8 protein-coding genes and 1 tRNA gene are annotated in these 12,159 nt (G+C 70.1%); 7 read left to right on the top strand and 2 right to left on the bottom strand.

Features of this window, described 5'->3' with window-relative positions:
- Nucleotides 1–2 precede the first annotated feature (2 nt).
- Entirely contained in the window at nucleotides 3–701 is a 699-nt protein-coding gene (locus tag ACILSK_RS02615; protein ID WP_395725560.1) for a DUF1707 domain-containing protein, read from the top strand.
- A 19-nt stretch (nucleotides 702–720) separates the two neighbouring features.
- On the opposite strand, the gene ACILSK_RS02620 is transcribed toward ACILSK_RS02615, so the two are convergent.
- Nucleotides 721–894 (bottom strand): hypothetical protein, encoded by a 174-nt coding sequence (locus tag ACILSK_RS02620; RefSeq protein WP_395725561.1) that lies wholly within the window; start codon nucleotides 892–894, stop codon nucleotides 721–723.
- A 1,108-nt stretch (nucleotides 895–2,002) separates the two neighbouring features.
- On the opposite strand from ACILSK_RS02620, the gene ACILSK_RS02625 reads away from it, so the two are divergent.
- The 4 genes from ACILSK_RS02625 to ACILSK_RS02640 all read left to right on the top strand — a co-directional run bounded on the left by ACILSK_RS02625 (nucleotide 2,003) and on the right by ACILSK_RS02640 (nucleotide 7,544).
- A tRNA-Asn gene (locus ACILSK_RS02625) sits at nucleotides 2,003–2,075 on the top strand.
- Between the two features lie 3,301 nt (nucleotides 2,076–5,376).
- A complete protein-coding gene (locus tag ACILSK_RS02630; protein WP_395725562.1) occupies nucleotides 5,377–5,631 on the top strand; it encodes a hypothetical protein in 255 nt (84 codons plus the stop codon).
- Nucleotides 5,632–5,873: 242 nt separating this feature from the next.
- Nucleotides 5,874–6,092, top strand: coding sequence for a hypothetical protein (locus ACILSK_RS02635; protein ID WP_395725563.1), 219 nt, complete (start codon nucleotides 5,874–5,876; stop codon nucleotides 6,090–6,092).
- Nucleotides 6,093–7,241: 1,149 nt separating this feature from the next.
- Nucleotides 7,242–7,544, top strand: coding sequence for a LuxR C-terminal-related transcriptional regulator (locus ACILSK_RS02640; protein WP_395725564.1), 303 nt, complete (start codon nucleotides 7,242–7,244; stop codon nucleotides 7,542–7,544).
- Between the two features lie 93 nt (nucleotides 7,545–7,637).
- On the opposite strand, the gene ACILSK_RS02645 is transcribed toward ACILSK_RS02640, so the two are convergent.
- Nucleotides 7,638–7,814, bottom strand: coding sequence for a hypothetical protein (locus ACILSK_RS02645; protein WP_395725565.1), 177 nt, complete (start codon nucleotides 7,812–7,814; stop codon nucleotides 7,638–7,640).
- Between the two features lie 415 nt (nucleotides 7,815–8,229).
- Here ACILSK_RS02645 and ACILSK_RS02650 point away from each other — a divergent pair, with 415 nt between their 5' ends.
- Nucleotides 8,230–8,517 (top strand): hypothetical protein, encoded by a 288-nt coding sequence (locus ACILSK_RS02650; RefSeq protein ID WP_395725566.1) that lies wholly within the window; start codon nucleotides 8,230–8,232, stop codon nucleotides 8,515–8,517.
- Between the two features lie 1,987 nt (nucleotides 8,518–10,504).
- Nucleotides 10,505–11,011 (top strand): hypothetical protein, encoded by a 507-nt coding sequence (locus tag ACILSK_RS02655; RefSeq protein ID WP_395725567.1) that lies wholly within the window; start codon nucleotides 10,505–10,507, stop codon nucleotides 11,009–11,011.
- Nucleotides 11,012–12,159 lie beyond the last annotated feature (1,148 nt).

Genomic DNA, 12,159 nt, shown 5'->3' on the forward strand with positions numbered 1-12,159 from the left:
CGATGACTCAGGACGCCGAACAGCCCTTCGATCCGAGCAAGCTGCGGGCCTCGGACGACGATCGGGCGGCCGTCGCGCAGGTCCTGCAGACCGCGACCGACGAGGGCCGGCTCACCCCCGCCGAGCTGCAGGAGCGGCTCGACACGCTCTACCGATCCAAGACGCTGCGCGAACTGGAGCCGTTGACCTGGGACCTGCCGGGGCACCGCGACCTGGTGCCGCAGGTGCCGCCGGGACCGCTCCTGCCTCCCGTGGCCGGGCCGGTCCTCGGGCCGGTGGCCGGTTCAACAGTCGGTCCGGGGTCGGCCGGATCGGCGATGGCCCGGGTCGGTGGCACCCCGACGTCCAGCGTGGCGATCGGCATCATGTCCGGGGCCACCCGGGCCGGCAACTGGGTGGTGCCCGCGCAGTTCTCCGCGGTCGCGATCATGGGTGGGGTCGACATCGACCTGACCAAGGCACGTTTCGCCGAACGCCAGGTGACCATCAGCGCCGTCGCGATCATGGGCGGCATCGACATCGTGGTGCCGGACGACATCACCGTGATCGTGAACGGCATCGGCTTCATGGGCTCGTTCGAGGACAATGCCCGGGTCGAAGGCACCCCCGGCGGGCCGGTCGTCAGGATCAACGGGGTGGCCCTGATGGGCGGCGTGGACGTGCACCGGCCCAAGGGCGGCAAACTCTCCCTGGAGAAGTGAGCTCACCGCCCGGCGCCGATCACTCCTTGGAGAACACGCTGGAGACCTTGGCCTGGACGAACCCCGCGGCACCCTGCACCGCGGGATGGTCCGCGACCTTCGACGTCCACCGCTTGATCTGCTCGTAGCGCTCGCGCCCGGCCCGGGAGCCGAGGACGTATCCGATGCCGATGCCCAGCACGAGGCGGACCATGATGGAACCTCCTGATCGATGCGACCCGCGCCGGGCTCAACCGGCGTGGTGCAGACAGTCTTCCCTATCGGCAGGTCGATCAATCGCGGGCCGGCCGGTTCGCCCGACCCGCCGACCGGCCGCAACCCGGGCGCACCGGCGCCCGAGCCGTCCGGCCGACGGGAAGGTGTTGTCGCTCAATCGATCCGGATGTTTCGCTGGATCACCAGGAGCCGCGCCCGATCGGATGGGCGCACCGCTCGCGGTGGCGATCGCAGGTGGTGCAACACTTCTCGGGATACCGGCACAGGTGCAGCACGTTGCCGCGAGTGTCAGACATGGAGCTCACGCGGTCGGAGTTCGGCCCGGGCGGGTCGGCCCGGCGTCGCCAACGCGACGGAATGACCATGGTAGTGCCTCTTCTCGTGCGGGATGTCGGGGAATGCGAAGACCCCCGGCGTCCCAACGCCGGGGGTCTGCCTCCATGATGCCACGACCCGCGGCCGGCGCGGGTCGTGACGAACGACTCGCGCGCCGGTCCCCCGATCGCGACGGCGCGTGACCTGCCGCGGGCCGGATCCGACCGTCCTGCTCGGGCAGACCCAGGGGCGCGCGCCATCACACCCTGTGGTTGGTGCTTCGTGGTTGGTGTTTGGCGTCCGGTCCCGGGGAGGGCTGCGCCGTCGGGCCGGTCCATTCCGGGGTCGCCTGCACGCCGTGGAGTGACCGAGGATCGGCGCCCGCCGGCGCCCCGGTGTGCCCCGCGAGGTTCTTCACTACCCGGTAGCCGCGTCCTCGCGCGTCATCCGGCACGCTGGCGCAGCCGGCCGTGACCGGCTGGGTCGAATGCGTCCATCCCCACCGTCGAGCAGGACGTCCGCGCCGGAGGGGACCGACTGTTCGGCGACGGGGACCGGGACTGCGGCGCCCGCCGCGAACACCCCGACCCGTCGGCCGGTCCCTGACAGGGTCGGCTGGGCAGGGTGCCCGCCGTGTACCCGATCAGCAGCGCCAGCGACGTCGCGGAACGGCGGGCAGGTTCGGGCGCACCGGGCGGAGGGGTAGCCCGGTTCGAGAACCCCCTCCGGTGCGTTATCCTTGCTGCCGCGGTCGCGTGCGGCCACGGCGGTCCTCCGTAGCTCAATTGGCAGAGCATCCGACTGTTAATCGGACGGTTGTTGGTTCGAGTCCAACCGGGGGAGCAAGAGAACGAGCGCGTCCTCGCTGCACAGGTTCGCGGTGAGCCAGCAGGTTCGCGCGCGAAGCCATGACCAGATGAACTCCGCTTGATGGGTGACCGTGCAGCCGGGCGCTCCCGGGCCTGGGGCCTGCGCAGGTCCTCCGCTGGCGTGGCGTTGTACGAGTCAAGGCCGGCCGGCGCGGGCAGGAACACGGCCGCCCGCCGAACCCTGACGAACCCGAAGGCCCGCGCGGCGGGGTGAGTCGGGTGGTCGTCACCGTCGGTGTGACCAGCTTCGGAAAATGGACAACCGGCCGCCCGCCGTCTCCGGGAGGACCTGTACGGGAGGTGCGTGGACGAACGCCCGGGCGTCACCGGTCGGTCGCGCTAGCGGCGGATCAGGATCTGGTCGAGTGAAGTCTGACGGCCGGCGGCGTGCCGTGCCCGTCCACCCCCGGTGTCCTGGTCTCCTGGGACGGCCCCGCCGCCCTGACGTCCGCAGCGGCGCGCTGCTCGACGGCGACTGCAAGCATGTTCTGGGCAGGCGAATTCCCTGAGGACGTGGTGATGAGGACGACGTCGCCGCGTTCCAGCTCGAAGACGCGCTTCGCCCCGGATACGCCCCGTGGCCGGTGGACGCTTCCGAGCGTCCTCGTTGATCGGAATCCCGGCGTGTGCAGGTCCCTGCGCCCTCTCGGCGCGCCACGCCACGCTGGGTACGGCAGGCGTCGCGCCGCCCTTGCACCGGCCCGTCGTTGGAGGGGCACCTGGGCGTTGTGGGCAACTCCCCATGGCTGTGCGGTTGCGGTGATCGTCCGGACAGCACCGATCCGGGCGGACAGTTGACGGACCGGCGGACAAGCTGGAGGGCGCGATGAGTCATTCGCTGACGATCGACCTGGCCGATGCCACCGCGGCCGGCCGCGCACTCGCATCAGTCTCGGACGACGCAGCCGGGCCGGGCTCGGCCTTCCTGGCCGCCGCGGGTGCGGTGACCGGGCCTCGTCGCCGCCGATCCATCGATCGCTGCGCAGTCGACCGGCGATGCGATCGGCGCGGCGTGCGCAGGAGATGGCGTCGTCGGCACTCGGGTTTATGGGCTGATCCAGACGCGGCCGCCGCGCTGGCGGCCACCGAGAACGCGGCCATCCGCCGATACGGCACACTGACTGCCAACTGGTGAGCGGTCCGCGTTGGACCGTCCCCCGCTCGACCACCAGCTGGCGCTCGCCCGGTCCGATCCCGGCTCAGGGACGTGGTCTGGCCGGTCGGCGAGGCCGCAGCATCGGCTCGAAGGGTGACGTGGTGGCCGCCGGCGGAGCGGCCGATGTTCCTGCACCGGGAATCGCGACCGGGGACCCTGATCCGATCCTGTGGACCCTCGACCTGGTGAAGGACGTCTTGGCCGTCGCGCGGGCTGGTCGGCGACCGATATGAGGCGTCGGCGGCTGTCGCTGCCGACGATGCCCGCTCCCGGTAGGGTCCTTCCGGGCGGGTAGCTCAGTTGGTCAGAGCAGTGGACTCATAATCCGTCAGGTCGAGGGCGTCTGGAGCCCCTCTGCCCCACGTTTGCGTGCAGCTCAGACGCTCCCGTGGGAATCAATTGGCGAGCTGATCTTGGAAATCTCGCTCCAAATTACTCGAAGGCGCAGGGCGTCCTGGCGCTGACGACCGCGAGGGCCCGCCGCTTCGAACCCGTGCCACGCCGTGTCTTAGTGACCCGCTATCTGAGGTGGATGGCGACGTCCGAGGAGGAAACACGAGAGGCGTTCGATCGGCAGTAGCCCGACCAGCCCGCTGCCGAACTTGCCCTGATGACCGCCAGACTTTCGCAACTGTTTCCGCCAGCCCAGCAGCGGCTGCACACCGACCACGACGCCGGCCGGGTCCGCTCGGTGCGGGAGGACATTCGCCTTTCAGGGGACCTGGGAACGGCATACCAGCGAGCTGGGTATTAATCCGGACAAGACCGATCGGTATCGTAGCGGAAGTGGATGTTGTAATGCCATCAAGGTACCCGTTACCTATGATGGACGGCAATGGGAAAGACCTTGATCGGCACTGTGTTGGCAATGCAGTCTATACGGGTGACAGCTTCGATATACTCGAGCTCCGGCAGGTTACCTTTCGGTTCCATATCGAGGAAAGCGAGCCTTGGCGAAGGCCGACAGGCTCTGTCGTGGTGCAGGACAAATCCCCTTCAATTCATCGGATCTGGAGCCGGTCGTCGGTGTAGTACTGCATATGATATCAGCTGCGGAGCTTGGCAGCGGTGTGATCTTCAGTGGACGGCCTCCCGTGCCTGCTGTGTGTCCGGTGGCGCGTCTCAACAGCTGGGGAAGGGTGAAGCCGAATGGGAGTCGTGTTTACGGGGTTCGGTTCGCTCTATTGCAGTACTCGCCAACTAACGCCCAGCAAGCAGCAATCACTGCTGACCTTACGAGAAATGGTACAGAGGCACCAGGACGTATTGGCGGCTGAATTATGACGGCTCACGAGACTATGGGTGCATGATGATCAACAACAAGGCTCACTTTGGCTACAACGACTGGACACGCTTTCAAGATATCTACAATCAAGAGTTCAACGCATGCGGCTCTGACCATCTACGAGCGCAGTCGTGACTTCAGCCCTTGGTACGCCATGCACTCCAGAGCAAGTATCGAAGAACGGTCGGCCGGACATCCTGAAGAAACCTGGTCGCTATACCGTCGCCGGGCGACGACATCTCGCCCGGCCGCTGATCACTTCGCCGCCCTGATGGAGCTGGTTCGGTCCGGCCAGCTGACCAAGGACCAGATCGAAGAGTACCGTGGCAGATGCTCGCCGAATTGGCCGCCGGACGCGCACACCGCCTCCGTCCCCAGACGATCGCCGGGATGGCGAACCGGCTGGGCGTTTCGCCACACGTGCACCCACCGTCCGGGATCGGTCACCCGGGGTAGCGTGGAATCAGCGGCTCGCGGGTGCGGATCGGAGGCGCGACGATCTTCGGTCATCGGGAGGCCGATCAGCATGGAACTGGTGGGGCGGAGAACGGCGGAACCCGCGACCCGCAGTATCCGGTTCGGCAACGGGGTCGTCATCGTCGGGGACGGCGTGGGCAAGTCGGCGCTCGCGGCGGCGGTGGCCGGGTCTGCGGGCGAACCTGATCGGCGCCGGTCAAGCTGCTGGCCACGGCGGCTGGCCGATCCCCTACGCCGCGCTCGCCCTGCTGGTTGACGCCACCACCCGCATCCCGCCCTCGTTCCCGGGTTGATGCTCCGGCGACTGGCCGAGCTGGGCGGGGAACGACCGTCCGGTGCCGCGGTTGACGACGCACATTGGTCGACGACCATTCGGCATCGGCGCCGCTCACCGTCATCGCGCAGGGCGGGGCCCGGGTGCTGGTCACGGTCCGCGGCGGTCGTCCGCCCGCGGTGGTCGCGTTGTGGAAGGAGCGGCTGCTGGACCGCATCGACCTGCTGCCCTTCACCCTGGCCGAGGCGGGGACCCTGCGTGGGCGCGGCTGTGGTGACGTTGCGGCCATGACCACCCAGTTCGTCTGGGAGCAGAGTCAGTACACGCGCTTTACCTGACGGAGCTGGCCCGCTACGGCGTCCGCGCCGGCCGGCTCGCCGAATCCAACGCGTTTGGTGGTGGTCGGGCGGTACTGACGCCGCCGCGCCTGGCGGAACTGCTGGGTCGGCTCGGCCTGTCCCCGGCCGCCGCCGAGGGGTGGACGCGCCGCGCCGCCGAGCCGCTGCCGTACGACACGCTACGCGGTGTGCCTGACCGACGCCATCCTGGAGCTGGACCGGCGGGGCGTCGTCGAGAGCGCATGGCCCGCCGCGGCGCCGTCCGGCTGCGCATCGCCCACCCCTGCTCCGCGCGCGGCGGTCATGATCAACGGCCGAGTCCCCGCCCGCCGCCGCACGGTGCGGGCCGGCTGCTGGCGGCCCTGGCCGACCATGTCGACCTGCTGCGTCGGCCACCTGGGAGTGGCGGCCGGCGGCAACCGGACGTCGACCTGCTGGTGCAGGCGTCCCGGGGTCGATGATCGTCCTGGACGCGACCGCGGCCGTCCGGATGGTGCAGCGGCGCTACACGACGAGGCCTGGACGCGGTCGCGCTGGCCGATGCCCAGGCTGAACTCGGTCACGCTGACCCAGGCGCTCGGACGCCTTGACCACGGCGCGGGACTGATCCGGGACGCCGACGACCGGGCGACGGTCGGGCTGAGCGAGGCCGCCCCGTGACCTGTGGTCGCCGCGCCGGCCGGGCGAGGCGTTGTCCATTCCTCGAGGGCTGGCTGCGGAGTTGCCGGCTGACCAGGTCGAGGCGATGTCGTACTGGGCGCTGCTGACCCTTGTTCTATGCCCGGCCGGCCGACGCGGGCCGGATCGTCGACCGGGTCCTGCGGGGCCACCTGGCCCGGCGCGCCTGCGCCGCCTGATGGTCCAGGTGGCGGTGGCGAGCTGGCCGACCGTCCGGCGCAGGCCCGCAAGGCGCGATCCGATCTCGCCGACGTTCTTCGCCGCTACCCCCAACCGGCGACGGTTCGTCCAACTGCCTGCGGCGACCGCCGAGATGGCGACCGGACCACCGACCTGCCCTGGGCCGGTGGCCGCGGCGGTCGATGGCCCGCCTCAACACGAGTGCCGACCCGCCGGATCGCGTCGGACCGCCCAGGAGCCGGGGCCGAGGTGGCCGCCGTTGTCAGCCACCATCTGGCCGGCGACCACCGCGCCGCGACCCGCGGCCCTGCGGGAGGCGACCGTCCAGCACCGCAGGGCGAGGACTATTTCCGTCCGAGGCGACCGCCGGGCTGGCCGTGGTGCTCGCCGAAGAGGGTCAGCTGGCGCAGGCCCGAAAGGCATTGTGCGAACCGGGTCCCGACGACGTCGCGGTGATCCTGGCCTCAGTGGCTGGGCGCGCGCCTGATCCTGGCCGGCGAGGCTGGTCCGGGCGGCCGGCGAACTGCCGTCCGAACGGCCCGCGAGACGGCCGCGGCCGGCGCGCTGACCACCGCGCTGCGGTACCTGGCGGACGCCGGCCGGATGGGCGCCGAGGCGCCGGCGGCACAGGCCGCCGAGGCGCTGGCCGCCGACGTCGAGAGCGACCTGTCCGTCGCCTGCCTGATGGGCATCCGGGACGGGTCGGGTTCCGTCTCTGATCGCTGCTGCGGGACGCCCATCTCGCGGTCGGTGTGTTCGGTCACGCCGCAGAACTGGCCGACCTGGCCATCCGACGGCCACGGGTCCAGGTCGCGCACGACCGAAACCCAGGCCGAACATGCCCGCAGATCGCCGCCCGCGCTCGGTCCGAACTGGGCCGGAGCGTCGCCCGTCCGGCCCTGCCCGAGCAGCTCACCCGCCGGGAGACCGAAGTCGCCTGCCTGGCTGCGCGGGGCCTGCGCGACAAGGACATCGCCGACGAGCTGCAGTTCTCCGTCCGGACGGTCGAAAGCCATCTGGCGACCGCCTACCGCTGCGGATCGCCTCCGGCGTGATCTCAATGACGTCCTCGGCGGGCGACCGGCCCCCGGTGATGCCGGATCGGTTGCGGGAATCACTTTCCCGATCCGGCTCGATCCTGCCGGTCCTCAGGTGTTGTTGACCCAGTACGAGCAGAAGCTGTCGTTGACCTGCGAGTCGTTCACCTGGTGGCTGATGTCCAGGAAAATGCCCCAGGTCCTCTGATTGACGACCTTCTCGGTGACCCAGTAGTGCTTGGCGACCGACTGTCCCGGATTCAGCGAGGTCGAGTCGAACTCCACCACCTTCGTTTCCGTTCTGGAACACGCCATTGAGGGACCAGGACCGGCTGGACGAGTGAAATTGGTCCGGACGGTAGCGTTGCCCTCGTTGGTGTAGGCGACGTTGAAGCGGTACCAGTTGATCCCGTCGCCCCAGTTCGTGTATCCCGGACGACCGAGCACTGGGTGACGTGTCCAGATCGGGCTACGTCGCGACCGTTGGCAGCCGGGGTGGCGGCGATCATGAGCGGGCGCGGCGGCAGCCAGGCCAATCCGGCGATCCTGGCGGCGAACGTTGTCTTTCTCGACATTTCAGGGGAACCCTTCCGTGTTCCTGTCCCGCCGGACGATCCGGCGAACGGTGAGAAAGACCGTAGGGCAGATTCGGCGAGACGGCATTACCCAGTTCTGAGTAGCGGGTCGGACGCGACCACCGGGCGTGGCCGCGGTGGTCAATTCGGGCGCACACCTGCCGGGCATAGCTGCGGGTCAGGTGCTTGGACACGGTGGCCGCCGACAATCCCAGACGCTGGCCGATCTGGGCGTCGGTCAGTCCGTCGGCGACCAACGCCAGATCTCCTGGCGCGCGGTCGCGCCACACCAGGTGGACGACCACCGCCGGCGGCTCCATCCCGGCGGCGGTCCCCGGCCGCAGCAACGCGACCGGTGCCAGTACCGGCGTGACGACGGGGGCTATCTGGTGGTCGGCACCAACCGTACGATCTGATGCACCGCCGCCGCCAGATGGGACCGGGCACCGTCGAGAAGCGCCACCTGACGATCGTGGTGAAGGAACTGCGGTACCGGCTCAGCGCGAGCAGCTGGATGGTGTCCTGCCGGGCGGCAACCAGTGCGCAGACCTGGTCGTCGATGCCGCGGTGGCTGGCCACGCGCGTAACCGGCGCGGCCCGCCACCGCCGGCAACAGCACGTCCGGAGATCCGGATCGCGGGCCGGACGGCGACTTCGCGACCGCGACTGACGTACAGCGGTGGGCGCAGCGGATGTCCGGCTCACCTCGGCGTGTACTGTTGCAGAAGGTCGGAGTCTCCTCCGAGGGTCGGCCAGCGACCACTTCTTCGTGCTCTGTCCGCAGGTTGACACGCATCAGGGACGCGCTATCCGGCGCCGACCAGCCCCTGCCGCCGCCTCGAGCAGGGACGGAAACATCGGTGGCGGCGTCGATGCCGCCCGCCCGTTCCGCGTACTCCAGGACGGCCAGCAGATCGGCGGAACGCAGGTCGCGCAGCCCTGGCGGGCGGTGACGGACGACCCGATCCCGGTCGATCTGCGGTGCCGCAGTGGGTTGACTCACGATCCGGATTTCCTCCACGATGCCACGGCGCGATCCTGTCCGGTCCTCCCCACGGTGCTACCGGGGCGGGCGGCGCATCTCGGTGGTGCACACCCAATCCGGGCTTGATCGGTACGTAGCCGCGCGCGGCGGCCCTGACGAGGTAACCAGATCTGGGACACCTCCGATCACCGGGCCGCCGCCCGGGTCTTCATCGTCGTTCACATCCACCCACCGACAAGGGAGCTGATCGAGATGGGTTCCATCATCAACCGGGCGGCCGCCGGGCGCGGCTGCGCTGGCCCCCGGGCTGGGCGCCGCGCCGGCGACGGCCGCCGTGGCCCCGGCCTACGCCGGATCCACGGTCACCGCCGACGGGACGTCCGCCGCCGCCGGCACCGCAGCGGCACGCGCCGATGTCCAGCGGGCACAGCCGCTGGAACGTGGTCCTGTACTTCGCGTCCCAGGGCATCGACGCGCCAGGTCGCCGCGGACGGCCGGCACTGTTCCTCTGGGTCATCGGCTGATGCTCCCGCCTTGAACTGGGCACCGGACCCCGACCGACCCGAAAGACCCTACGTCCCGACGAATCCCGGAAAGGGGGTGACGACATGGAGATCACCGTGGTGAAGGTCGAGCGTATCGAAGCGACCCTGGTACATGTCCGAGTACGAGGCCTGCAACGGGCAGGCGGCCGGGCTTCGTCAGCGCGCCGGCCGCCCACCACGCTCTATCCTCAACTCGAACGAAATCGCCAGCCGAAACGAGACATGCCCACCTCTTCCCGGCCTGAAACCGGTGCCCGTGCACGGACATGACGGCACCCTGGAGGCCGCCGCCGTTCGCTCGAACGATCTACCTGGGACGATCCGACCGGATCCGTCCTGGCCCTGCTGACCATCCTGGCCTCGCGGCGACACCGCAGACCAGCTCCCGGCGGTCCTCGCGGCCGCCGGACATCCCGAGCCCACTGCCGAGCATGTCCCGATCGTCAACTCGACGACTGGGGACTGCCGGAACGGGCGGATCCGGTGGACCGGCTCGACGACGCCACCCTCGACTGGCACGCCAGCAACCTGCGGTATTACGACCTGGTTCAGCAACTCCGGCCCGCAGCAGCGGCGACATGCACCGCGCAGCGACGAATGCGAACGTGCTGCTGCTCGGCGCCGGGGCCTTGGGATCGGGACAGTCCCTGGTCGGCCCGGCGCTGGCCGGATCACCGTGGTCGACGACGACGTCGTGGAGACCAGGAAACTCGCCCGTCTTGCCCGCCCACATGACCGCGGGCGACATCGGGCGGCCCAAGGTGCAGGCCGCGGCGGACTGGGTCGCTCGATACCTCGCCGAGACCCGGCTGCGCCCGGTCCGGGGGCGCGGCCGACGCCGACGACATCGCCCGCCACGCCGACGGCGACATCGTGGTCTGCGCGATCGACACCCCCGACGACGTCCACCTGCTGGTCAACGAGGATGCCCGCTGCCGGCTCGGGATCCTCTTCGTGGCCGGTGGTCTTGCCCGCAGCACGCTGGCCTACTGGTCCGTGGACCCTACCGGTCGGCCTGCCGCGAATGCCTGGAGCGGCACCGCCGGGAACGGTGCCCTGCATCCCGCGCTCGAGGCCGACCCCGTCCTGGGTGGTGGTGGGACGGCGAACTGCGCGACACCATCGCCCAGCTGGCCGCCGGGTTCGACGATGGAGGCGATGCGCTACGTCACCGGCAGCGAGCCGTCGGTCGTCGCCGCCGAATATCACGTGCTGGAACTGGCCGACGGCGAGGCCACCAACGCTCGCCGGGTGGCGCACCCGCAAAAGCTCCCGCCGGATCGCCCGGGACCACCGCCGATGACCGAAGCGGCCCCCGGTTGCCGGGGTGATCTGCTCAGCGGCACCGTTCCGGGACCCGACGGTCGTGCCCGACGGTGACGGATACGTGATCGGCCGGTCGCGCGGACTACCTGGCCGTCCCCGAGATCGGCGGCCAGGTCGCCCGGTGGTTGCGCGACGGCCACGACGTGGCGCAGTGTGCCGAGCTGCGCAGGCGGCCGCCGGCAGCCGGTCGATCGTCGCCCGCCATCGCGGTGCTCGAACAGGCCGGTTTGCTGCCCGACGAGGCGACGACGCCGGACCCACCGCCCTGCGTGGGACAACGGTTGGGCCGCTTGCTGTTCGGACTGGCCGGGTGGGCCGTTCAAGGTCCTCGGGCGGCTGCGGTATCTGCTGGCTGCAGGTCCCCGCGCGTCTTCGACGTTCGTCGACGGCTTCATCGTCGACCTTCGCCGTTGCCGGCGATGCCGCCGGCCGTCGGAACTGCCGCCGGGCTCCTCACCGGCGCGGCCCACGTGCTGGCCGCAGCCCGGTACGGGGTGCACAGCCGCCTGTCCATCGGCCGACGCCTCTTCGGCGATCGTCTACCAGACCGACCTCACCGGGCCGGGGCTGCCGCGGCGGCAGCGGGCCGTGCCGATCGCCGCCGGAACACCTCCGACGCTGCCATTCTCGGCGTCCTTCGATCGTCGAGCGGATGCCGCCGGTCACCGCCGAGCCACTGATGGTCGTCATCCGCGGGTTGGTGCTGCTCAAGGTCACCGGGCTGGTCTTCAGATCGAGGTGTTCATGCGCACCGACGTCTACGCGCTGTTCGCGCTGGCCACCAGGTGCTGCAACCCACATCAAGGCGCCGTCGCGCGGGGCTGCGTATCCGCCGCGCGACCGACGACGACCGCGCGCTGCTGGCTGCCACGAGCACCCGCGAGGTGCGCTGGGCCCGGCTGGCCTTCGTCCTCTATCCCTGGGTGCTTTGGGCCACCTGTATCTCGAGCCTGGATTCCGACCATCACCCGGATCGTGGAGCTGTCGGTGCATGCCATCGTCGACAACGGGCTGCTGAGCCCGGGCGGTGCGAGTGCGGTCGTGCGCTCGCCCTTGCTTCTGTCCCGCTCGGGTGGACGGCCTGGGGAGTCGCCCGCAGCGCCGGGCTGCACCGCCGTCCGGACAGGATGCTGCGGCGGCGGGTCGGGTCGTGGGTGACCCGACGCGGCGCCTGGCCTGAGCAGGGATTCGTCAGGTGCAGA

Source organism: Nakamurella sp., from assembly GCF_044224575.1.
Classification (GTDB): domain Bacteria; phylum Actinomycetota; class Actinomycetes; order Mycobacteriales; family Nakamurellaceae; genus Nakamurella.

Coding starts and splice junctions, on each gene's coding strand:
- ACILSK_RS02620 (WP_395725561.1), bottom strand. CDS start 894: ATGGTCCGCCTCGTGCTGGGCATCGGCATCGGATACGTCCTCGGCTCC.
- ACILSK_RS02635 (WP_395725563.1), top strand. CDS start 5,874: ATGGCCCGCCGCGGCGCCGTCCGGCTGCGCATCGCCCACCCCTGCTCC.
- ACILSK_RS02615 (WP_395725560.1), top strand. CDS start 3: ATGACTCAGGACGCCGAACAGCCCTTCGATCCGAGCAAGCTGCGGGCC.